Source organism: Myxacorys chilensis, assembly GCF_059505265.1.
Map to the genome: position 1 here is coordinate 71,636 of NZ_JCACKG010000149.1, position 18,907 is coordinate 90,542.

Genomic DNA, 18,907 nt, shown 5'->3' on the forward strand with positions numbered 1-18,907 from the left:
CTCGATCACGAGTGAACGGCGATTGTTTGCTTGGAACGAACCGCACCGTGGCGCACCGGAACTTCGATAACAAACTCTGTACCCTGTCCTAGTGTAGAGTTGCAGTACAGCTTACCTTGGTGGCGTTCGTTGACAATTTGATAGCTAATCGAGAGTCCTAAGCCCGTTCCTTTTCCGATGGATTTTGTTGTGAAAAATGGGTCAAACAGTTTTGCTTTAACCGATTCAGGAATGCCAGATCCATTGTCTGTGATCGAGATTCTGATCCACTCGGTATCGAGGCGAGTTGTTCGGATTGTAATTTGAGGGGACGCAGGCTGCTCAGTGTTGAGAATAGCGTCTTCTAGCGCATCGATCGCATTTGTCAAAAGATTCATAAAGACCTGATTGAGTTGTCCCGGATAGCACTCAATCTTTGGCAGTTCGCCATACTCTTTTATGAGTTCAATGGTGTGACCGTTATCTTTTTTAGATTTGAGCCGATGCTGAAGAATGAGTAGCGTACTATCAATTCCTTCATGGACATCTGCTTGTTTATACTCTGCTTCATCTAGCCGCGAGAAATTCCGTAGACTGAGAACAATCTCACGAATCCGCTGCGTGCCAATCTCCATCGATTGAAGAACCTTACTGAAATCTTCAGTCAGAAACTCTAGGTCAATTTCCTCAATTTTGGCGCGAATGACCGTTGGCGGATCGGAAACATGGTGTTGATACAATTCGACGAGATTCAGTAAGTCCCCGGCGTACTGACGAACATGATTGAGATTACCGTGAATAAATCCAACCGGATTGTTGATTTCATGGGCAATTCCAGCGACCATTTGCCCTAATCCTGACATTTTTTCAGTTTGAATCAGTTGCGCTTGCATTTGATTCAATTCTCGCAGTGTTGTTTCAAGTTGTTCTGCTTGATGTTTCAGTTGGATTTCTGAGAATTGCAGCGCTTCGGTATTGTGCTGAATTTGTCCTGCCATGCGATCGAATGCACCAGAAATTTGCGCCAATTCATCTGAGCCTTGCAGTTTAACTCGGGTAGTCAGTTCTCCTTGGGCGAGCCGATTGCTGCCTAAGACCAGTTGCCTTGCCCGTCGCGTGACGATCTGATCAAACAGAAGTCCAATGAGAATGCATAACAAGACCAGCACGCCAATGAGCTGCACCGACTGTTGTTGAGCATCTACGATCGCACGCTGTTCCAATTGCGCTAAATCATAGTTTATTAGAAGTACGCCAATGTTGTCTGAGCGGAGTTGCCCTGGCTTGGGTGGCAGCAGCACTGGATAGACTGCCGTAATACTCGTGCGATCGCGGTTGAGAGCAACTTTTCCCGCTCGCTGTTGGCGCACTTGGGCTACAACAGAAGCGGTGTCTGCTAAAGGTGTATCTTGTAGCAATCGGTTGCGGAGTTCGTAACGATTAGAATTTTGAACTCGATCAAATTCATCACACAACGTGATCAGTTTAAGATTATCATCTCCAGTGAGACGGCTAATGAGCAAAGAAGCCCCCTCAGACTTTTCCTCTTTAACCTCTGCTCTACGGTAGACATACTCTAGGAGTTGAGCCGTTGCAGTGGCAGTTTGTTTCGCCCGTTGGGTTAAGTAGTCTTCTGCCCGCTCATGAGAAATTGAAACTTGGCGATACAAAGAGAACCCTCCTGCAACACATCCCACCAGCAAGAGCGTGATTGGAATCGTTAACCGCAGAGGCAGGGGAAATGCTTTCATAGAAATTGATCATTCAATCCAGCCGAGATGTTGTGCTAGTTTGATCCCTTCGTTCTGCTTTATGGACAGAATGATGGAACATACATCATGTAGGTCGCGTTTGGCTCTACTAAAATCTGGGATCTGATCTGGAGCCTCGCGTTAGGCAGAAGTTCTTTTAACTTGCCTTTACTAACTGATCGCTAAGCAGTTGATCAATGGGCGCAATCTGTTTTAGCAGCTTGTTTTTCAGCATGACTTGACCCAAACGTTTCGTGTTTTCTACCAAAGAAGAGTCGGTCTTGCTGAGCAGCTTGATGTTGGTTTGGCGATCGGGAATGCTCAGTAATTTGAGCGACTCTATGAATTGCTCAGGTGTAATTTGTTGGCGTTGCGCCATTTTGAGGGCGGCATCTTGGGGCTGTTGTTGCTGATAGTCTAGAGCGCGGAACCAACCTGCGATCAGCGCTTTCATTGTGCGATCGCGATCGACAAGGACTTCTTTGCGGGTGACTAAGACATCAATGATTTCACCTGGAATTTGAGAACTATCGAATAGGACTTTGGCTCCCGCTTTGATCAAATTTGAGCGCACAGGCTCGAAGGTGATCACCGCATCGACTACGTTTTGCTTATAGGCTTGTTCGTGTTCGGAAACGCCTAAGCTTGAAATCTTGAGAGTGTCGAGCGCCAGCCCCAACTTATCGAGCGATCGCGCCAACATATATCCGCCTAGTGCGCTAGATTCAACTCCAACTTTCTTGCCTTTAAGATCGTTTAAGGTTTGAATCTCTGGTTTTGCTAAGAAAACATCCCCGCCGTTAGAGAAGTCAGTCACGAGGACAACTTGAATATCTGGGTTTGTCTCCGCTAAGGACAGCGCTTCATCCATCGTGAGTGCTGCTACGTCGAGTTCACCGTTGCGGAGCGCTTGACTGACTTCTGTTGAAGATGGATAGTCGCGTAGTTCGATCGATTGCCCTTGGTAGTAGCCAAGCTCTCTGGCTAAGAATAAAGGCTCAAAACCAGGCCATACGTTTACTCCGAGGCGAATGGGAGTTTCAGGTTGTTGAGCGCAACTGATCAAAATCGACAGCAGACAGGCAATCAGCGCCAATGGTGTAAACGTTGAAGGGCGAGCAATCCAGTTTGATCCAAAGCGATGACGTTTCATAACAACCTGGAACACAAGGTACTGTGTCAGAGTGCCCGGAGTGTTCCAAGGAATTCACATAAGCGTTCTTCTAGAAAGGATTTGCTCACTCCTTGGCTTTAGAGCTTTAGCTTCAAAACCTTGACTTCAAAACCTTGACTTCAAAACCTCTGACATCACGTTAGATCATGCCTTCTGTTATTCTCAGAGTGCTTGATGATTAGGGAGACAAATATGCAGGATGAATCACTCAATGCTACTCGCACCGAGACGGATAGCATGGGCGCGATCGCAGTTCCATCGCAGGCTTATTGGGGCGCACAAACGCAGCGATCGCTGCTCTATTTTGCAATTGGTCAGGACATAATGCCGACCGAATTGATTCGCGCCTTTGGCATCCTTAAAAGAGCGGCAGCCACGGTGAATCAAGCCCTCGGAAAATTACCCCCAGATAAAGCAACGGTGTTGATTCAAGCGGCAGATGAAGTGATCGCAGGTAAATTAGACGATCAGTTTCCGTTAAGCGTATGGCAGACGGGAAGCGGAACTCAAACCAATATGAACGCCAATGAGGTAATTTCTAATCGAGCGATCGCGATCGCGGGTGGTGTGATCGGCAGTAAAGAACCGATTCATCCGAATGATCACGTCAATATGTCTCAATCATCTAACGATACGTTTCCAACAGCGATGCATATTGCATCCGTTGAAGCGATTCATCACCGACTGATTCCGATGATCAAGAAGCTGCGTGATGCGTTACATCAGAAATCAACTGAGTTTGAAACGATTATTAAAATTGGTCGGACTCATTTGATGGATGCTGTTCCACTAACGTTAGGACAAGAATTCTCAGGCTACGTTGCTCAACTCGATCAAGCATTAGACCGAATTGAGGCAAGTCTGTCAGGATTGTATGAACTGGCGATCGGGGGTACAGCCGTAGGAACCGGACTCAATACTCATCCCGAATTTGCAGAACGAACAGCGGCTGAAATTGCGACTCTAACAGGATTACCGTTTGTCAGCGCCCCCAATAAGTTTGCAGCGCTGGCAGCGCACGATGCGATCGTGGCAACAAGTGGTGCAATCAAAACCCTCGCCTGCGCCTTAATGAAGATCGCTAATGATTTGCGCTGGATGGGTTCAGGGCCGCGCTGCGGTTTGGGCGAACTGGTTTTGCCTGCTAACGAACCCGGATCCTCGATCATGCCGGGAAAGGTGAATCCAACTCAGTGCGAAGCGATGACAATGGTCTGTGTGCAAGTGTTGGGAAATGATGCCGCGATCGCAATCGCTGGCACTCAAGGAAACTTTGAACTCAACGTATTTAAACCTGTTCTTATTCATAATCTTTTACATTCTGTTCGCATTCTTTCTGATGCTTGTTCTTCGTTCACCGATCATATGGTCGTTGGCATTGAACCGAATCGTGAGCAGATTCAACATTTTCTTGAAAATTCATTGATGTTAGTGACGGCATTAAACCCACGAATTGGCTACGATCGCGCCGCTCAAGTTGCCAAGAAAGCGCACCAGGAAGGAACTACATTAAAAGCAGCGTGCATCGCGCTCGGCTTTCTCAGCGCAGAAGAATTTGATGCGATCGTGCGTCCAGAAAATATGACTAGCCCACAGTAGACTCATGCAGTTGCAAGCAATCCGCCGCCAATTAGACGGATGCGAGATCTGAAATCACTAAAAAAGCCCCTCTTTATATGATTGCAAGAGGGGCAGAGAAGCAGTAGTTTAGCAAACCTATTTATTTCTTATGCGATCGCGAACAGGTTTCGCACCGCGTAGATGGAATTGTACTGATCACTGGTAATCAGGCGAATCATTCCAGCAACTTCTGCACGGGTAGCGGGCAGCTTTGGATTGAGCGCTTCTAAGTTAGGGTAGTTGAGAATCCAGCCTCGCTGGGTTGCCCGTGCGATTCCGGGTCTCGCGTAGTCACTCACTTTAGCCGCATCAATGTATCTATTGAGCAAGGCAAGATTTGGTGTGCCAATGCCTGTGTTGCGGGACGCTAACGACGTGATCGCGTCTTGGCGAGAAATCGATTCATTCGGCTTAAACGTGCTGTTGGGGAACCCCGATAAGTAACCCGCTTGGTACGCTTGGCGAATTGCCTTAAACGCCCAATGATTTGCCGGAACGTCCGAGAACACAATGGCGGGACGTGTAGGAGCAGGATTGAATACGCGAACAATCAAAGCGCTAAATTCTGCTCTTGTCATAAACTTGTCGGGGTTGAAGAGGTTGTTGCCATCTCCGCTCACTTTTCCGTCTTGAGCCAAGGAATCGATCAACGCAACTGCCCAGTGACCTTTGATATCTGAAAACATGTAAATACTCCTTGATGGAATGCGGTGTTCTGCAAGAGATAGAACGGAGTTAGATTAGATGAAACCGTTGTGTACTAACCGTTTTGCCGTTCTATCCTGTGTTGTTATAGGATTCAGGGTTATGCGTTGCCATTCCAGATTTTCGGGATTACCCATGTGGGTAATATTGATGCAGCGATATAAAAAAAGCGATTCCTCAGAGATTGGTACTCCGAGGAATCGCTTCTTTCATTTACTCGCGCTTACTTTTGCAAACGGCTCGGTGCTTGATAGTAAATCTTCGACCCGGTATCTGAGATGAAATGGCACGCGCCATAAGAGCGGAAGAAACTCTTCCAAATCGGCTCATTTGACGTGCGATAGTACGCTCCTAAGACAGGCTTGATCGCTTTGGTGGCTGTCTTGAGGTGGTAATGAGGCATGTTTGAGAAAATGTGATGAGCCACATGAGTGCCAATGTTGTGGTGAATGGGATTGAACACGCCGTAGTCTCGATCGATGGTAGACAATGCACCTTTTAGAAAATACCAATCCTCACCGCGATACCAAGGAATATCTTCTTCTGTGTGATGGAGAAATGTCACTAAGTCCAACCAAACGACGAATCCGATGTAACCCATCAGATAATACTTCACGAAAAACAACAGCCCATACTGCGCCGTCAGAACGCCCAGAAAGGCAATCATCATACTCCAGCAAACTGTGCTGGTGATCACTTCGTTGCGCTCAGAAGGTTTAAAGAGCGGACTGGTCGGCATAAAATGTGATCCCTTCTTACCTGTCGAGCGACGAAATAGATAAATCGGATACGCCAAGAGCGGTAGATAAAAGCGGAATAACTTCTCATACCAAGGCATCTGATCGTATTTGGATTGAACGATGGGATACCAGCTTTCATCGGTTTCAATATTGCCTGTGTTGGCGTGATGCGTCCGATGGCTAATGCGCCAACCGTGATAGGGCACAAGAATGGGCGTATGAGACAGATGCCCAATCAGATTGTTTAACCACTTGTGTTTTGAGAATGAACCGTGTCCGCAGTCATGTCCTACGACAAAAAGCGCCCAAAACATAGTGCCTTGGGCGAACCAGAAGATTGGAAAAAACCAACCAGTATTGAGATAAGCGGCGGCTGCATACAGTGCAGCGATGATGCCAATATCAAGAAAGAAATAAGACAGCGATCGCGCGGTAGAAGGTTCAAAACAAAAGTTTGGAATGGCGGCGCGAACGTCTTTCAGTGTGAATGGTAGATCTTGGACTCGTGAATGGGAATCTACACCAGATGAAACAGATGGAAGGGGTTGAACTTGCACTTAATTTCTTGTCAGATTAACAAAACGCAACCTGGACATTCTACCTGTAGGGAGTGGGATCTATCACAATGCACGTTCTAGGAATCTACGCAAGTAGCGCGATTATAAAAAGCGTAACGAAGCCGATTTTTAACTCTGGTAAAGCTTTCATCAGGAGCCGAAGCAATGTTTGCCTTGAGGCGTGAGAAGCAGGCGCTCTTTTTTGCACTGTTTTCTACGTGTGAACTTAAATGCGATCGCGTAAATTCTTTGTTCTCATGATGAGATGTTAAGTAACGACCGCGTGATCCTTCGTTCCCATCTCGTGATCCTTTGTTCCTATCTTGGGATGTAAGTTCCCGTCTCGTGATCCTTCGTTCCCATCCCGTGATCCTTCGTTCCCACCTTGGGATCTTAGGTACGATCGCACGTTCCTTTGTTCCCACTCCATGTTTCTTCGCTCCCATCGCGTGATCCTTTGTTCCTATCTTGGGATGTAAGTTCCCATCTCGTGTTTCTGAGTTCTCATTTGTTGCTAAACAGCAGTTGCTTTTATACCGACGGTAGTGTTTGCCTGCATTTATTTAGTCCATCCTTAGTCATTTCATCACGCAAATACAAGGAAGCTTCATGCAACAGATTCCTCGCGACAAAGCCTTGGATAGCACGCTGGCACTGCTGCTAGATGGCTACCTATTCATTCCCAAAAGGTGTCAACGCTACCAATCGGATATTTTTCAAGCCCGACTCCTGTTCCAGCCATCCATCTGCATGACTGGAAAAGAGGCAGCCACGCTGTTTTACGATACTGAGCGGTTTGAGCGAAAAGATGCCAATCCTGAACCGTTGAAGAAGACATTGATCGGTGAAGGTAGCGTACTAGGATTAGATGGGAATGCCCATCGACGCCGCAAGCAGATGTTCATGTCGCTGATGACCCGCGAGAGCATTCAGCACCTGGCCGCTTTAACAACCGAGCAATGGCACGCTTACAGCAAAAAATGGGAAATGATGGACAAGGTTGTACTCCTCTATGAGGTGCGGCAAATCTTATGCCGCGCTGTGTGTCAGTGGACTGGCGTTCCGCTTGAGGAGGGAGAAGTCAAACAACGGACAAACGAACTGGCAGCATTGTTTGAAGGAGGAGGATCTGCCGGACTACGGCACTTGCGGGGAAGGATCGCTCGTCAGCAAACCGAGAAATGGATCGAAGACATCATCGAAAACGTGCGTAGCCACACGCTAGAAGTCGCTGAAGGGAGCCCGGTTCACGCGATCGCGTGGCACAGAGACCTCAACGAAGAACTGCTAGATAAACGGACAGCCGCCATAGAACTGATTAATCTGCTGCGACCTACCGTTGCGATCGCGCAGTTTGTGATTTTCTCGGCACTAGCGCTGCACGACCATCCAGACTGTCGGCAGACACTTCAGCAGGGCGACGACAAGGATGTTGAGCGATTCGTGCAAGAGGTTCGTCGGTTCTATCCCTTCTTCCCGCTGATCGCTGCCCGTGTGCGACAGGACTTCGACTGGAATGGCTACCACTTCCCTAAAAAGACAAGAGTGTTTCTAGACCTGTATGGCACGAACCACGATGCGCGGCTGTGGGAGAACCCGGATGAGTTTCAGCCAGAACGGTTCCGCCACTGGGATGGAAGCCCCTTTAATTTCATTCCCCAAGGGGGAGGCGATTACCAAGTGGGGCATCGCTGTGCAGGTGAATGGATCACGATAGAACTGATGAAAGCGTCGGTGAAGTTCTTGACTCAATCGATACAGTATGACGTGCCCGAACAGGATCTGCGCATCAGCCTATCGCGAATACCCGCCATTCCAAAAAGTCGTTTTATCATCAGCAACGTCCGGCGAACAGACTGATGCTGCATGTAAGTAGAACGATAATTCCTCCAGAGTAGAGTAGTGCTCTCAGCTAGTCGTTGCGCAGGATAAGCCGATGTTAGCGGCGGAAGTCGTCAAGCGATCGCGAAACGGCAGCAGTGAGCCGCAGGAGACCTTGCTTGGCAAACCGCAGAACTCTCGCGCTTAAATTAAATGCCAACGGCTGATAAGATTCGCTCAGGAGTTAATTTAATTGATGAGGGCCTTAAAATCACTCATCAAGTCCTAGCGTTCTCTACGAGATCACCCATGTTTATCGACTACATCACATTGATGCTGATCAATTTGGCAGCCGGGCTTTCTCTTCTGTCGGCTTATGTGTATCGAGGACTAGATGAGCCTATTCAAAAACGATGGGTTCCCGGATTTGGCGTGGTCGGTGCGATCGCGCTGGTTACGGGCTTGCACATGGTTTTTACTTGGGCAGTTCCGGGCAGCTACAACATCGCCTTTGGAGAAACGTCTGTCCTGTTTGGCATTCTGTTTGTAGGGACAGCGTGGGCGTTAGCGGCTGGCTGGGAGTTAATTACGCTTGCCGCCTATGGATTTTTTGCGGGCTTAGCCGCAACGCTAATTGGCATTCGCATCATCAACTTAGGACTAACTCAAACGCCTCTTGTTACAGGCGTCGCGTTCATTTTGACAGGGTTAGGAGGCATTTTTGCGGCTCCAACGCTGCATTGGAAATCCACGCGATCGCTCAGAACCGTTGGAGCGCTCATTTTAGGTCTAGCGGCTCTCATCTTTACCGTCATTGCCCTCAAAGCATACTGGTCACACCTAGAAGGATTCTCGAACTGGAAGCCATTGCCAATGCGAGGAGTCACTCCACCAAGTCCAGGATCGCCATAAACTGAATTCGCCATACGCTACTGTAGACAAGGTTTGACATCAACATCGGCTCTTTAAGCATCAACGGTGAAGGTTTGAAGTGGGCTACTTCTCCAGTGCGACTAAACAAGCGCTGCTAAAGATGGGATCTACTCATGTGCGTCAACTCAAATCCCGAAACTACTACAATGTATCTGGCTTAACTTTGTATCTGTCTTAGTATCTGTCTCAACTTTTCATCCCTCACCCCTCATCCCTCATCCCTTCTTCTCTAGGAGCCTCCTCTCATGAACGTCTTTGGCATCGGCTTACCAGAAATGGTGCTAATCATGGTCGTCGCCCTGCTGGTGTTTGGACCCAAAAAATTACCAGAAATTGGCAAAAGCATGGGAAAAGCCATTCGCAGCTTTCAGGATGCGTCTAAAGAATTTGAGTCAGAATTTAAGCGAGAAGCAGATCAATTAGAGAAATCCACTCCCCAAACGATGAAGGCGACTCTAGAAACTCCTGAGAAACCTAGTCTTTCACCGGCCGACGCAACGGTTGAAGAGATGGTTGAAGAGGCTGTGACCAATACCACCGAGAAAGAAGGCTAGTTTGACCTGACGTATGAGCGACGATACGCCCTCTAAGCTAGTCATTCCGCAACTCATTGTAGGACTGGGCAACCCAGGAGCGAAATATGAGCAGACCCGACATAACGTCGGATTTATGGCGATCGCGAAACTCGCGAAAGTCTGGCAAATCAACCTGTCCGACAATAAGAAGTTCCAAGGCTTATTTGGCGAAGGCATGAGTCCGACGGGAAAAATTCGCCTACTCCAGCCGACCACCTATATGAATAATTCGGGACAGGCAATTCGCGCGGTCATCGATTGGTATAAATTGCCGAGCGAGTCGGTGATGGTGGTTTACGACGACATGGATTTGCCCGTTGGCAAACTGCGGCTACGATTGTCTGGTTCAGCAGGCGGGCAAAACGGCATGAAATCCGCGATCGCTCACCTCGGCACGCAGACCTTTCCCCGGTTGCGAATCGGCATTGGTAGCCCTAAATCTGCGCCAGGTGACAACGCTGTTTCTCATGTCCTCGGCACCTTTGCCCCATCTGAAAAACCGATCATCGAAGACGTTTTAGACTTAACCGTGAGCGCGATCGAAGTCAGCCTCAAGCAGGGGGTTGAAAAAGCAATGAGTCTTTACAACAATCGTAGTGTCGAATAAAAACCTAAATTCAAGCACTTCTAGATTTAAGTATTGTGTCTAAGCGTCTTCCCGAAACGACTGCTCATGTCCGCATCTTCCGCCAGTCCTGGCAACAGGGCGAAATTGAGGGCGAAGTGATCGCTAATCAGTATGAATGGCAATTTCGCTGGCTGTTTCGCTGCGGACAGTTGGTTATTCATCCATCGCTAGGGCGGGCCTTAATTAAAGAACCGTTGGGGCGATTTTTAGAAGCAAAGGACTATCAATTGGAACCGGGCGGAGATTATTCGTTTACGATCCGGGCGGACTTGTGACAGGGCAAATTTATGATCCCAAATCTGTGATCATGAATTTGTAATCAATACGATTGGCTTCGCCAAGCTCCGAAGGATTGCCCATAATACAAATATCCTTCAACCACGAGGAACCTAAGATGACGACATCGCTTGACCTCAATGAAGACTTGCTTTACCCAAGCGGCGATGGCGAACCAATGGCGGAAAACACAGTACAGTATCGTTGGATTGTCATCCTCAAAGAAAATTTAGAAATTATTTTTGCAGATGATCCAAATGTCTTCATTGCCGCCGATATGTTTTGGTATCCGGTGCAAGTCAAAACGCCGCCAGCGCCTAGACAAGCACCCGATGTGATGGTGGTCTTTGGCAGACCTAAAGGAGATCGGCGCTCTTACATGCAGTGGAAGGAAAATAACATTCCGTTTCAGGTCGTGTTTGAAGTGCTTTCAGATAGCAATAGAACCCGCGAAGGTAGAACAGCGCTCGACTTTAAGTTCCGCTTCTATCAGCAATATGGCGTGGAAGAATATTACATTTACGATCCCGATGAGTGTGTGTTGCAAGGATGGCAGCGCCAAAACAATCAGCTAGTTTCGATCGCGCAGATGTCTGATTGGACGAGTCCTCGATTAGGCATTCGGTTTGGGTGGCAACCCAGCACAGAGCTAGAAGTCTATCGCCCGAACGGACAGCGATTTTTAAGCCCAATGGAGTTAGAGCAGCAGCTTCAGCAAGAACGTCAACGGGCAGAACAGGCAAACCAACGGGCAGAACGAGCAGAACAGGCAAGATTAGGGGCGGTTCCGAGGTTACGATCGCTAGGATTAACCCCCGAACAAATTGCCGAAGCCTTGGATTTATCAATAGACGAGGTGAGATCGAGCGACTAAATTCAATCACTCGAATTTCATCGCTTAAATTTCAATACTCGAAGTTGACGATCAGAGCTAGTCCGTCAACCGTTGTAAATAGCGCTCAATTAATAGAATCGCCACAATATCATCAATGCTGCGGGGTGGCGTCCGCATTCCTTCCGGGACAAGCCGTGTTAGACCCGTCGGCGGATACATCTGCCAGTAGCGATCGCGCGCCTCCAGAGAACTATGCCGCTCATCGACCATGACCACCCGCAACGGTTCCCCCAATTCATCTCCTAATTTCTGCTTCCACGCTTTTGAAGAGGTTTGATCCCCCATAATCAAGAGCGAAATCGGAAACCGTTGACGCAGTGATTTGATCGTGGCGATCGCACTTTCTGCCGTCACGACCTCGTGATAATACAACCGCCGATCAACGCCCATCACCGCCAACCCACACTTCTGCCGCCCCGGATCAAACCCCAGAATTACAGGTTGATCCAGCACCGTCTGTCCCTTCTCCATCGCTTTCCAACTGTCCATGACTACGACGTTTTCAGTACCACTTGACCGTTTTGAATCACCACTAATCCTATTTTGAGCGGTCCTACTGTGTACGTTACATCGGATGCCACCGCCCGGAGTTCTACCGGAGTCTGAAATTGGCGCAGTTGCTCTATAAAGCCCGATAACGACTCTAGGTTTTCAATCTGAACGCTATCGTTAATTACGCCTGCCCGTTTCGCGCGGAAATTGGAGAAGGCGAGCAGTTGTTCGATGTTTTGTTGGAACTGCTCAGACGTCAGCTTTGAGGGTTCAATCGACTTTGCAGCCACCACATCCCCTGCTAAAAACACGACCCGATTGGGAATAGCACTGGCAAAGACGGAAACGGGTCGCCGTTCGCCCCGGACATAGTTAGCGTCTGCCGCAATTCTCACCACGTAGTCTTGACCATCATTAATCTTTTTAATCAGACGCTCTACCTCGGCGGTCTTAATTAGAACGATTTGCTCTTCCCCGGTAGAACCAGGTTGGATCAACTGCCAGGCCGCTCGATTTGCCTCTTTTAGCAAGCGATCGACTGCGGCTTTGGCAGCGGCTGGATCAACCACCCGCAGCACACCCGCCGACAGCACCTGACTCCGCAGAATCGCCAAATATCCGCCGCGAATCAGTTGGGCTTCTTGCTCAGACTGCTGCACCGCTTCGGCTAAGAGCGCTTGCTGAGATGCCAACTGTCGAAGTTGAATTTCGCGCTCGGCAATCACGCGATCGCGCTCGGCGATTTCGCGATCGCGCCTCTGAATCGTGCTCGTCCGCTCCGCAATTTGACTATCGCGCTCGGCAATTTGCGCTTTGACGGCATCGCGCTGAGCAATTAGGGTTTTCTGCTCGCTCTGCAACTGATTAATCTCCGATCGCAGCCTTTCAGCCTGCGCAGATACGGCATTGAGTTGACCGCGAATCACATCCCGCTGCGCCTCAGCCGTTCTGAGCTGCTCGTTGGTCTGTCTCTGCTTTTCAAGGGACTGCTTCAGAGACTCATTAATTCGATTGAGTTGTCCTTCCGCTTGTGTCCGCTGGGCGCGGGTGCGCTCAAGTTCATCCTCGACCTTACTCTTCTGCTGATTAGTAATTTGCAAATCATCTGAGTTTTTCCGTAAGGCTCGATTTTGCTCCCGGACTTTCTTTTGCAAGTCGTTGAAATCGAGCAGCATATCGCGAAACTGGCGGCTACTCGCAAACAAAATGCCAAATGTCGAGGCGGAAATTAACGTTCCGGTCAAAATCGTCACGAGAGTTGCCGTGCGCTTAGGCCGCAGATTAAACAAGCTCAGACGCGCCTTTCCAACTTTGGTGCCAATGCGATCGCCAACGGTTGCGATCAGCCCGCCCAAAATCAAAACTGCCAAAATCAGAATTAGCCCTATGTCGGACATTGATGCTCCAAAACGCTCCGGCTTAGTTCACTCGACAAGCAGGACTCCGCATCTATTATGCCTGCGGAACGGATATCACTGCTGCGAAGAAAATGTGTGATTTGGAGCGAGGGCAGAGAAAGTCTAAGTAAATTGCTGGCTTAACGTGACCGGATTGTGAACGGTAATCTTTTTCTTGTGAATCGAGATCATGTTATCTTGCCGCAAATCGCCTAATAGACGGGTGACGGTCACGCGAGTTGAGCCAATTGCTTCTGCGATCGCTTGATGCGACAGTTTGAGATCAATTGTGATCCCTTCTTGGGACGGTACGCCAAAATCGCGGCAGAGAATCAGCAAAAAGCTGACCAACCGCGATCCCATATCTCGGTGCGCCAACGTTTCGATCATCATCTCGGTTTGTAGAATGCGAGATGACAGTCCTTTCAGCAGCATCATTGAGAGATCTGGGTTGTCTTTCAGGGCTTTCTCGACCTGCTCGATGGGCACCGACAGCAACTCTGCTGGAGTAAATGCCACGGCATGATAGAAACGATCGGCGCGTTGACCTGTAATTAGCGATAGCACCCCAAACACGCTGTTCTCTCTCAGCAGGGCCACGGTGATCTCCTCGCCTGCCTCGTACACGCGCGAGAGCTTGACGGCTCCTTTCTGCAAGAAGTAAACCCGTTCCGCCGGATCACCCGGAAAGAAAATAGTTTTGCCACGCTCAAATGTTTCTACAACGGGGGGGTATGCCCCTCCACCGATTTGGCGAAATAACGATGCAAGCGGTCTCTCTTTGGTCACTATCATTTCTTCCCTTTATCGTCACTCAGACGTTCTCTTAGCAACTATTAGGCTCACCGGTGAGCAAACTTTTCTATTAAAACCCCTATAGAAAATTGTTCTATTGAGGCGAGTCATTGTAAGCGAAGCCTTTGTAAACAATTGATGACTTTAGAACACTTAAACTGACTGCAAACGCAGTTTTTGTGCCTCCTTATACATTTCTGCCCGTATTTTAAGAATTTTAGAAAATCTCTGTGATTTCCTCACCAAAAGATTGACTCGTATTGAACGCTTTTTGGGGAGAATAGTCAATCATTTTGACCAGATTCTAGCGCAAAGCGGACTGGAGAGAGGGAGCCCTGATCTATAACTGGCATTAGAGAGGTAGATTTCGCTTTGGATAAGTTACAGCAGTCAGGGGGCGATCGCATTGCTCCAACGTGCGATCGCCCCCTGACTTACATTCGAGTCATTCAACGGCGGCTTTTGCACTGGCTCCATTCTTCACAGCAGGCGACTTGGTCTTGATCTCATTGACGCTTGGCGGAACGCTAAAAGCGTTGCGTGAGGAAGTTTTCTGCCCCTTTGCTCGTGGCTTTCCTCCGGCCATCCAATATTCTTTTTGATATTTTTCATCGAAGAACTAGGATTCTCCCAAGCCCTATGCTCTAATAAGTTTGCAAAATCTGCGATAAATTACGATTCCTAACTGATGAAAACTTTAACAATCAAATTATCCAAGATTGTTGCTTGGTAGTCGGGCGGTAAACGATAATTTTTATCCCTTTAGATTTGTCTAGGCTACAAGATTTTACAATTGAGAAGTACTTAGTTTGGGCACTGCTCCAGATGACATTACAAGAACTACAAAAACAGGTACTGCAACTATCCATCCGCGATCGTTGGCAATTAGTGCAGGCTGTTCTCACATCCCTACAGGAAGACACCCGTTTAGAGGTGAAGCCGAAGAACCTGTCTCGGCTGCGAGGAATCGCGAAGAACCCAACAGCCCTAAATGACACTGATAATACAGAAGATTATGTGACTTACCTCACCCAGAAATACCAGTAATGCGAGTTTTGGTTGATACCAATATTGTTCTTGACTTTCTACAGGAACGCGAGCCATTTGTAGAAGATGCAGCGAAGCTATTTGAGCGAATTGATGTAGGAGAGATTGAAGGTTTTATTGCTGCAACCACAATTACCAACATCTATTACATCGTTCGGAAAGCGGCGGGAGTAGGGGCAGCCGAAGATGCAGTCAGTCAAGTTCTAACAGATTTACAAATCTGCACAATAGATCGAGCTACGTTGGAACAGGCGGTTGCGTTGGGCTTTCGAGATTTTGAGGATGCAGTTCAATATGCTTGTGCAATATCTACAGCCTAGATGCAATTGTGACTCGTGACGTGTCTGGGTTTGTGGGCACAGAGATTCCAGTCCGGTTGCCAGGAGAACTGCTACTACCGGACAATTAGCCAAATTGGATTCGCTTTCATCGTCTATTAACATCAGACATCTACACAACCTCTGAATCTGGACAGAGTGAGGACTTAGCGATCGCTTAAACCCTGCCAAAGCCAGTTTCCTTCGAGTAATCGCTTCTATCGAACCCGTCCCACCCATCGCGCAATTTTTAACTAACTCATCCTTTCCTGCTATCCTCATAATTGCTCTCCACTCAGACTGTCATGCTAGACCTGACCGGAAAAAATGCCCTCGTCACCGGAATTGCGAACAATCGCTCGATCGCGTGGGGGATTGCTCAACAGTTGCACAAAGCAGGGGCAAATCTTGGCATTACCTATTTGCCCGATGAGAAAGGCAAAATGGAAAAAAAGGTCGCAGAACTCGTAGAACCGCTTCAACCAAGCTTGTTTCTACCGCTCAATGTGCAAGATGAAGCGCAAGTGCAGTCAACGTTCAAAACCGTAGGCGATAAATGGGGCAAGTTAGATATCTTGATTCACTGTCTTGCGTTTGCGAATCGAGACGATTTGACAGGCGATTTTAGCGGCACAAGTCGCGCCGGATTCACAACGGCATTAGATATCAGCGCCTATTCACTCATTCAAATGGCAGGCGCAGCGAAATCGTTAATGACAGACGGCGGCAGCATTGTCACGCTCACCTATTTGGGTGGCGTCAAAGTCATTCCAAACTACAACGTCATGGGAATTGCGAAAGCGGCGTTGGAAATGAATGTTCGTTATCTCGCGTCTGAGTTAGGGCCAAACAACATTCGCGTGAACGCCATTTCAGCCGGTCCGATTCGGACATTGGCATCGTCAGCGGTGGGTGGCATTCTAGACATGATTCATCACGTTGAAGCCGTTGCACCGTTGCGCCGGACTGTAACCCAAACCGAAGTTGGAAATACGGCGGCATTCCTCTGTAGCGACCTATCGAGCGGCATTACCGGACAAGTCGTGTACGTCGATGCTGGATACGAAATTATGGGCATGAGCGGAGCGAAAGCGGCGGAATAATTTTCTCCGGTTTAGGGATGAGACGCCAGAGACAGAAATGAGTAAGCGTTACCCTTGAGTCATAGGCTCATCTGCACGAGTCATGCTGAATTTTATTAATCTGGACGAATGTAATCTGGACGAATTGCTGATCAAAAACTCCCGCCTTTGATAACCAGCCAAGCCCTTCAGACATTAGCTTGAAACCAGCCTACGCGAGTATATTCATTCAATCTAAAAGATAGGTTGATAGAAGCGATCGCTACGACTTAGCATAGTGGTCACTACAGTTCTTTTTACACCTGAAATCGCGATGCAAACCAGTGACCGTCCCCAGACTTCTCCCGCCTTTACCGTTGCTCGAACCGCTTCTGTCAGCCGTAAAACGGGTGAAACCGATGTTCATGTCAGCGTCAATTTAGACGGGACAGGTCGCTGCACCGCCAATACTGGCGTTCCGTTTCTCGATCACATGCTGCACCAGATTTCATCTCACGGCCTGATCGATTTAGAGGTGCAGGCAACGGGCGATATTGAGATTGATGATCACCACACCAATGAAGATGTGGGCATTACGCTGGGCATGGCGTTAGCAAAAGCAGTGGGCGATCGCAAGGGCATTGTCCGCTTTGGTCACTTCGTCGCACCGCTCGATGAATCATTGGTTCAAGTTGCGCTCGATTTTTCAGGGCGTCCTCATCTGAGCTATGGGTTAGAGATTCCAACACAGCGCGTGGGAACGTATGACACGCAATTAGTTCGTGAATTTTTTGTAGCAATTGTAAATCATTCGCAAATGACGCTGCATCTTCGGCAACTTGACGGCATCAATTCGCATCATATTATTGAGGCGACGTTTAAGGCATTCGCACGATCGCTGCGAATGGCAACGGAAATTGATCCGCGTCGCGCTCATGAAATACCCAGTTCAAAAGGTGTGTTGTAGTGCGTCGATTTGTTCTAATAGCGGCTTTGTTGGTGAGTGTTCCTGCGATCGCGTGGGTGTCTGTCTCTCCTGTTGCCGCTCAATCCACGTGGAAACGAGTTCTATTTCAAAAAGAAGGCTTTTCGGTAATCGTGCCTGAAATGCCGAAAATTCGCAAAGAGAAGGGGCTTTCGCTCTACGAAGTTGTCCGCGACAAAGAACAGATGAGATATGCCGTGGGTTATCTTGATCTCGCGATCGCTCCGGGCAATGATTCTAAATTAATCAATGAGGTCTATGAAGGCGTCAAAAAAGGTGCAGAAAAAGATAAAGGAGATTTGGTTGCCTATCGCACGATTGAGCGAAATGGATTTCCGGGTCGAGAAATGACATTTTTCTTGCCTGATGGCTTTGCGGCTCGGTGGCGAGTCTATATCGTTAACAAACGAGCTTACTTTCTCAGCGCCACGACTACACGAAAGAATTTACAGACCGATTTGGCAGGAAGTGTAGCGGTTTTTCTCGATTCGTTTCGACTCAATGCAAAGCGTCCTGCGCCTCAACAGCTACCCCGTCAAAGCGTTCCTATCTTGCCCTCGCCAAGTCCAACACCTTCTCCTACCGTAACGCCGTTGCCAAGTCCAACACCCTCTCCTACCGTAACGCCCTCACCAGGTTCAATCCCTTCTCCTACAGCGACGCCCTCTCCTCAAGGCAGACGATAGATAATGATATCTATCCAAGCGCCCGGATTAGCTTTTGGGCGGTCTGACCGATCGCCGTCAATTCTACGTGCCGCCCAGTTTCTTGGTAAGTGAGCCGAATTTCTAGATAGTCTTGAGGTCTATAGGGCAAGCGGTCTGCCCATTCGATCGCCACGATGCCGAGTTCGACTTCAAGCCCTTCCCAATAGAGTTCTGGGTAGAGGGTGGCAGTTTGCGATCGCTCCAGTCGATACAGATCAAAGTGATAGAGCGGCACGCGCCCATCCAGGTATTCGTTAATCAGCGTAAAGGTTGGACTCTCGATCGAGTCTTGGATGCCTAATCCTGCACCAAGCCCTTGAATTAAGGTGGTTTTACCGCTTCCCAAGTCGCCTTCAAGGAGCAACACAGTTCCGGCTGGCAGCGATCGCCCCAGTTGAATTCCTAAGTGACGGGTTGCTTCTGCATTGGGTAGCGTCAGAACGTCCTTCATA

Annotated in this window: 21 protein-coding genes; 13 read left to right on the top strand and 8 right to left on the bottom strand. The window is 48.5% G+C overall.

Features of this window, described 5'->3' with window-relative positions:
* Positions 1–5: 5 nt before the first annotated feature.
* Positions 6–1,730, bottom strand: coding sequence for a sensor histidine kinase (locus AC5JLB_RS11075; protein WP_495873889.1), 1,725 nt, complete (start codon positions 1,728–1,730; stop codon positions 6–8).
* A gap of 157 nt (positions 1,731–1,887) precedes the next feature.
* The gene (locus AC5JLB_RS11080; protein ID WP_495873890.1) at positions 1,888–2,883 is read right to left on the bottom strand and encodes an ABC transporter substrate-binding protein; all 996 of its coding nucleotides are present in this window, start codon (positions 2,881–2,883) and stop codon (positions 1,888–1,890) included.
* Between the two features lie 213 nt (positions 2,884–3,096).
* Between AC5JLB_RS11080 and fumC the strand changes: the two genes are divergently transcribed.
* The gene (gene fumC, locus AC5JLB_RS11085) at positions 3,097–4,503 is read left to right on the top strand and encodes a class II fumarate hydratase (protein ID WP_495873891.1); all 1,407 of its coding nucleotides are present in this window, start codon (positions 3,097–3,099) and stop codon (positions 4,501–4,503) included.
* A 128-nt stretch (positions 4,504–4,631) separates the two neighbouring features.
* Here fumC and AC5JLB_RS11090 read toward each other — a convergent pair whose 3' ends face one another.
* Entirely contained in the window at positions 4,632–5,210 is a 579-nt protein-coding gene (locus AC5JLB_RS11090; protein ID WP_495873892.1) for an S-layer homology domain-containing protein, read from the bottom strand.
* Positions 5,211–5,452: 242 nt separating this feature from the next.
* Positions 5,453–6,526, bottom strand: a complete 1,074-nt coding sequence (locus AC5JLB_RS11095) for a fatty acid desaturase (protein ID WP_495873893.1) — start codon at positions 6,524–6,526, stop codon at positions 5,453–5,455.
* A 609-nt stretch (positions 6,527–7,135) separates the two neighbouring features.
* On the opposite strand from AC5JLB_RS11095, the gene cypC reads away from it, so the two are divergent.
* From cypC to AC5JLB_RS11125, 6 genes are all read left to right on the top strand, one after another.
* Positions 7,136–8,386, top strand: coding sequence for a CYP152 family fatty-acid peroxygenase CypC (gene cypC / locus AC5JLB_RS11100; RefSeq protein ID WP_495873894.1), 1,251 nt, complete (start codon positions 7,136–7,138; stop codon positions 8,384–8,386).
* 270 nt (positions 8,387–8,656) lie between these two features.
* Positions 8,657–9,259, top strand: coding sequence for a DUF981 family protein (locus AC5JLB_RS11105; protein ID WP_495873895.1), 603 nt, complete (start codon positions 8,657–8,659; stop codon positions 9,257–9,259).
* 266 nt (positions 9,260–9,525) lie between these two features.
* Positions 9,526–9,834 carry a TatA/E family twin arginine-targeting protein translocase gene (locus tag AC5JLB_RS11110; protein WP_495873896.1) on the top strand — a complete coding sequence of 103 codons (309 nt, stop codon included), beginning with the start codon at positions 9,526–9,528 and terminating at the stop codon, positions 9,832–9,834.
* 13 nt (positions 9,835–9,847) lie between these two features.
* Entirely contained in the window at positions 9,848–10,462 is a 615-nt protein-coding gene (pth, locus tag AC5JLB_RS11115; RefSeq protein ID WP_495873897.1) for an aminoacyl-tRNA hydrolase, read from the top strand.
* A 35-nt stretch (positions 10,463–10,497) separates the two neighbouring features.
* The gene (locus AC5JLB_RS11120; RefSeq protein WP_495697306.1) at positions 10,498–10,758 is read left to right on the top strand and encodes a DUF3146 family protein; all 261 of its coding nucleotides are present in this window, start codon (positions 10,498–10,500) and stop codon (positions 10,756–10,758) included.
* Between the two features lie 119 nt (positions 10,759–10,877).
* Positions 10,878–11,633: a Uma2 family endonuclease gene (locus AC5JLB_RS11125; RefSeq protein WP_495873898.1), complete on the top strand. Its 756-nt coding sequence runs from the start codon at positions 10,878–10,880 to the stop codon at positions 11,631–11,633.
* A 57-nt stretch (positions 11,634–11,690) separates the two neighbouring features.
* Here AC5JLB_RS11125 and AC5JLB_RS11130 read toward each other — a convergent pair whose 3' ends face one another.
* From AC5JLB_RS11130 to ntcA, 3 genes are all read right to left on the bottom strand, one after another.
* Positions 11,691–12,143: a pre-16S rRNA-processing nuclease YqgF gene (locus AC5JLB_RS11130; RefSeq protein WP_495873899.1), complete on the bottom strand. Its 453-nt coding sequence runs from the start codon at positions 12,141–12,143 to the stop codon at positions 11,691–11,693.
* Between the two features lie 2 nt (positions 12,144–12,145).
* Complete coding sequence (locus AC5JLB_RS11135) at positions 12,146–13,543, bottom strand: DUF3084 domain-containing protein (protein WP_495873900.1); 1,398 nt, start codon at positions 13,541–13,543, stop codon at positions 12,146–12,148.
* 123 nt (positions 13,544–13,666) lie between these two features.
* Positions 13,667–14,338 carry a global nitrogen regulator NtcA gene (gene ntcA, locus AC5JLB_RS11140; RefSeq protein ID WP_495695671.1) on the bottom strand — a complete coding sequence of 224 codons (672 nt, stop codon included), beginning with the start codon at positions 14,336–14,338 and terminating at the stop codon, positions 13,667–13,669.
* A 372-nt stretch (positions 14,339–14,710) separates the two neighbouring features.
* Between ntcA and AC5JLB_RS11145 the strand changes: the two genes are divergently transcribed.
* From AC5JLB_RS11145 to AC5JLB_RS11170, 6 genes are all read left to right on the top strand, one after another.
* Positions 14,711–14,842, top strand: coding sequence for a hypothetical protein (locus tag AC5JLB_RS11145; RefSeq protein ID WP_495873901.1), 132 nt, complete (start codon positions 14,711–14,713; stop codon positions 14,840–14,842).
* Positions 14,843–15,163: 321 nt separating this feature from the next.
* Complete coding sequence (locus AC5JLB_RS11150; RefSeq protein ID WP_495873902.1) at positions 15,164–15,385, top strand: hypothetical protein; 222 nt, start codon at positions 15,164–15,166, stop codon at positions 15,383–15,385.
* Positions 15,385–15,705: a type II toxin-antitoxin system VapC family toxin gene (locus AC5JLB_RS11155; RefSeq protein WP_495873903.1), complete on the top strand. Its 321-nt coding sequence runs from the start codon at positions 15,385–15,387 to the stop codon at positions 15,703–15,705. The genes AC5JLB_RS11150 and AC5JLB_RS11155 overlap by 1 nt, the downstream gene beginning before the upstream one ends.
* 302 nt (positions 15,706–16,007) lie before the next feature.
* Positions 16,008–16,805 carry an enoyl-ACP reductase FabI gene (fabI, locus tag AC5JLB_RS11160; RefSeq protein ID WP_495873904.1) on the top strand — a complete coding sequence of 266 codons (798 nt, stop codon included), beginning with the start codon at positions 16,008–16,010 and terminating at the stop codon, positions 16,803–16,805.
* Between the two features lie 292 nt (positions 16,806–17,097).
* Positions 17,098–17,730, top strand: coding sequence for an imidazoleglycerol-phosphate dehydratase HisB (gene hisB / locus AC5JLB_RS11165; RefSeq protein ID WP_495873905.1), 633 nt, complete (start codon positions 17,098–17,100; stop codon positions 17,728–17,730).
* Positions 17,730–18,434 carry a hypothetical protein gene (locus AC5JLB_RS11170; protein WP_495873906.1) on the top strand — a complete coding sequence of 235 codons (705 nt, stop codon included), beginning with the start codon at positions 17,730–17,732 and terminating at the stop codon, positions 18,432–18,434. The genes hisB and AC5JLB_RS11170 overlap by 1 nt, the downstream gene beginning before the upstream one ends.
* A 10-nt stretch (positions 18,435–18,444) precedes the next feature.
* On the opposite strand, the gene tsaE is transcribed toward AC5JLB_RS11170, so the two are convergent.
* A complete protein-coding gene (tsaE, locus tag AC5JLB_RS11175; RefSeq protein ID WP_495873907.1) occupies positions 18,445–18,906 on the bottom strand; it encodes a tRNA (adenosine(37)-N6)-threonylcarbamoyltransferase complex ATPase subunit type 1 TsaE in 462 nt (153 codons plus the stop codon).
* Position 18,907 lies beyond the last annotated feature (1 nt).

What these genes read in the sequence shown, in the direction of transcription:
- AC5JLB_RS11075 (WP_495873889.1), bottom strand. Translation starts at nt 1,730, where the DNA reads ATGAAAGCATTTCCCCTGCCTCTGCGGTTAACGATTCCAATCACGCTC.
- AC5JLB_RS11080 (WP_495873890.1), bottom strand. Translation starts at nt 2,883, where the DNA reads ATGAAACGTCATCGCTTTGGATCAAACTGGATTGCTCGCCCTTCAACG.
- fumC (WP_495873891.1), top strand. Translation starts at nt 3,097, where the DNA reads ATGCAGGATGAATCACTCAATGCTACTCGCACCGAGACGGATAGCATG.
- AC5JLB_RS11090 (WP_495873892.1), bottom strand. Translation starts at nt 5,210, where the DNA reads ATGTTTTCAGATATCAAAGGTCACTGGGCAGTTGCGTTGATCGATTCC.
- cypC (WP_495873894.1), top strand. Translation starts at nt 7,136, where the DNA reads ATGCAACAGATTCCTCGCGACAAAGCCTTGGATAGCACGCTGGCACTG.
- AC5JLB_RS11105 (WP_495873895.1), top strand. Translation starts at nt 8,657, where the DNA reads ATGTTTATCGACTACATCACATTGATGCTGATCAATTTGGCAGCCGGG.
- AC5JLB_RS11110 (WP_495873896.1), top strand. Translation starts at nt 9,526, where the DNA reads ATGAACGTCTTTGGCATCGGCTTACCAGAAATGGTGCTAATCATGGTC.
- pth (WP_495873897.1), top strand. Translation starts at nt 9,848, where the DNA reads ATGAGCGACGATACGCCCTCTAAGCTAGTCATTCCGCAACTCATTGTA.
- AC5JLB_RS11125 (WP_495873898.1), top strand. Translation starts at nt 10,878, where the DNA reads ATGACGACATCGCTTGACCTCAATGAAGACTTGCTTTACCCAAGCGGC.
- AC5JLB_RS11130 (WP_495873899.1), bottom strand. Translation starts at nt 12,143, where the DNA reads ATGGACAGTTGGAAAGCGATGGAGAAGGGACAGACGGTGCTGGATCAA.
- AC5JLB_RS11135 (WP_495873900.1), bottom strand. Translation starts at nt 13,543, where the DNA reads ATGTCCGACATAGGGCTAATTCTGATTTTGGCAGTTTTGATTTTGGGC.
- ntcA (WP_495695671.1), bottom strand. Translation starts at nt 14,338, where the DNA reads ATGATAGTGACCAAAGAGAGACCGCTTGCATCGTTATTTCGCCAAATC.
- AC5JLB_RS11150 (WP_495873902.1), top strand. Translation starts at nt 15,164, where the DNA reads ATGACATTACAAGAACTACAAAAACAGGTACTGCAACTATCCATCCGC.
- AC5JLB_RS11155 (WP_495873903.1), top strand. Translation starts at nt 15,385, where the DNA reads ATGCGAGTTTTGGTTGATACCAATATTGTTCTTGACTTTCTACAGGAA.
- fabI (WP_495873904.1), top strand. Translation starts at nt 16,008, where the DNA reads ATGCTAGACCTGACCGGAAAAAATGCCCTCGTCACCGGAATTGCGAAC.
- hisB (WP_495873905.1), top strand. Translation starts at nt 17,098, where the DNA reads ATGCAAACCAGTGACCGTCCCCAGACTTCTCCCGCCTTTACCGTTGCT.
- tsaE (WP_495873907.1), bottom strand. Translation starts at nt 18,906, where the DNA reads ATGAAGGACGTTCTGACGCTACCCAATGCAGAAGCAACCCGTCACTTA.